Source organism: Paenibacillus sp. P4_E11 (assembly GCF_056401635.1).
The window spans coordinates 1-2,600 of record NZ_JBFUIX010000318.1 but is presented as its reverse complement, the minus strand read 5'-3'; the positions used below and the strand labels follow the sequence as shown (position 1 = coordinate 2,600).

At 45.0% G+C, this 2,600-nt stretch carries 1 protein-coding gene and 1 pseudogene; both read right to left on the bottom strand.

Annotated elements, in window-relative coordinates:
* A partial coding sequence (locus AC1DWB_RS33390) for a phosphatidylglycerol lysyltransferase domain-containing protein (RefSeq protein WP_477545392.1) occupies positions 1 to 2,004 on the bottom strand: 2,004 nt, incomplete at its 3' end.
* A gap of 321 nt (positions 2,005 to 2,325) precedes the next feature.
* A pseudogene (locus AC1DWB_RS33385) lies at positions 2,326 to 2,478 on the bottom strand (transposase); the annotation flags it as partial.
* Positions 2,479 to 2,600 lie beyond the last annotated feature (122 nt).

Below are 2,600 nucleotides of genomic sequence, written 5' to 3'. Positions count from 1 at the left end.
CCTGTTTTTCACACTACGTAAGTTTGTGATCCGTTTTCCACTGAGTGTAAAGGACTCCAATGAAACCAACGCCTCTTCACCCAATTTGAAAAAACGGTATCCATTTTCATGATAGATCGGAAGGTAATCCGGGGAAACTTGATAAAACACAACTGATAAATCGTATAGATCCGCAAAACGCTGACATTCCTGGATTGCTTCACTAATGAATTCCTTTTTCCCAATAGGATCGCCAAGGACGACGAGTTTATTTCTGATGATCGAATAAGGAATCAATACCCGATCATTGCTCGCCCAGAAAAAACTTTTGTCACCCGAAAATAACACATGAGTCAAAAAGTTACCTCGTTCATGCTCTAGAAACAAACGTAATTTATTTTGTTCTTCTTCGGAGGTGCCTTTGTTCACTAAACGGTTTGGCCTGAGCAGCAGAATAAGTGAAATCATTAACCATGTGATAACTAGCCCAGTGATAGCGACAATGCTTAGAAAAGCAGGATGAATACCCGTTGCAATCAAATCGTAGACATAGGTGAGCACAAGTGTTACTAGTCCCCATAAAGCTGCCTTGTCCCTGCTGAAATGTGCAGCGACCCTGTAAAACCGATTACGGGATATCCAAAGCAGCAAAGCCACGATGAGTAGGAAAATGGCTTCTTCAAAATCAAAAGCCTTGGCGAATGTAAAAAGAGCACCGGCGCACAAAAGGAAAAGCGTCAATTGGTAAGCACGTTTGACCCGATGAGAGATACCCCAGGAAAGTACGATCAACAAGAGGCCGATTACGACGCTTAACTGATGGGACAAACTCATAAGTGGAGCGGACAACAGCTCCTCTGTAATACGAAGCCGATACAGCAGGCCGGGCATAGCTGCAGAGAGCAGTAGAACGAATCCACTTGCAAATACAAGTTTGCCAAGCGACCAAGCTCCGAGTTCTCCGACCAACCCGAACTGGTTTGGAAAGTGCCATACTCTTTGCCAGCTGTTCAATGCGCTCTCGAAACCCTCGTCATTTCGACCATTCTCTCTTTCACGATCCATCGCAAAATCATAAGCGGCTAGAGCAAGACCCATAATCCAGGGAATAAGGTAGTACAACATCCGGAAGAGGACGAGGACGGCCGCCGTCTTATCAGGTTGGTAGCCAAGCAGTTGCAGTCCAAGCAGAGCGGTTAGATCGAAGCCGCCAATGCCGCCCGGAGCCATACTGAGCAGACCTGTAATCGCAGAGACAGTATAGATGCCAAGCGCCTGTGTAAAAGAAAGATCGGGAAGAAGGCAGGAGCCAATTAGCCAGAAGGTGATTCCTGCAAAGACCCATTCCAATAAGGAAGCGGCAATAGAAGCCGCGATTGTAGCTGCATTCATCCGGAGTAGATTTCGATTCAACCACTTTGCGTAAAACGACGTTCGCTGCAGTAAAACGTAACCTGGCAAATACAAAGCAGTTGCCCACACCGCATAAAGGGTCCAAGGATGCACCTTTAATACAGCCTGTATGGGTAAAATACCGAAAATACCAGCCCATGAGAGTATAGAAAGGCCGGTTATTGTAATGGTGGAGAGGAAAGCGATCGAAGCAGTAATCGTCTCAATAGAGATCTTCCGTTTTCGGTACAGGAGAGTCCGCAAAGCGGCTCCGGCGATGCCGGAGAAACCAATTACACTATTAGAGGTGTTTGCAATCCATGCATAACGGAATGTATCCCATAGGCTGATCGGAATTCGGAAATGACGCCGAAGTACAAAATCGTATGCACTAATTGTAGCTACTGCGATCAGTGAAAATACAAACAGAAGGAGTACGGTTGTTGGCTTGATATGGCGAAGTATGTGAAGGGTTTCTCCCCAATCAATCCTCCTGAACTCGTTTTGGCCCTCCCAGTAAATAAACACGATCACCGCAACAGGGATAATGAATTGTAGCAGTTTAAAGCGATAAAGAGTTGTGAATAGCTTTATGATCTTTATTTTGTGATTACCTTCTCGGAAACTTTTCATCGGTACCCCTCAAGGATTATTGAAATCTACATTCTCTTTCTAAAGTATACCCACGAAATTGTTCTCGTAAAAAAATGGAACTTTCCCAATGAACAATCGTGCCCAAAATGAAGTCTTTCCTTATAATTTTAGTTTGTGTCGTGCTCCTATTAGCGTGGGGAGCGGTTTCCGCCGTTCAAATGCAGAGGGACTACCTTCCAGGCATCAATAACACCACTCTAATGGTGTCACTACGCGCATCGTCCTATCAAGCGGACCAAATTAAACGCGACATTACAACTCCCCCGCTTCACAGGCAATGGAATCTCGCCGCTACCCGAGGTCTGATGCCATGCCAAGAAAATATTTGAACGACATGTCGTATTTGGAAGGCTCGACAATGTTAGCATCAGATAACTCAAAAATTGACTTGAGCAGCAAGTACTTGAACATCCGAATCGGATCGATCTCATTTCTGCCGTTATCCAGACTGAAAAAAGGTACAGCCATCTCACTTTTCTTGAGTGGCTGTACCTCTATTTCAATCATGTAGAGACTTTTCAGTGGCCTCGCCTTAAGGCTGGGTTTTTCTCATAGATAGCAGCATCTAAGTTGTT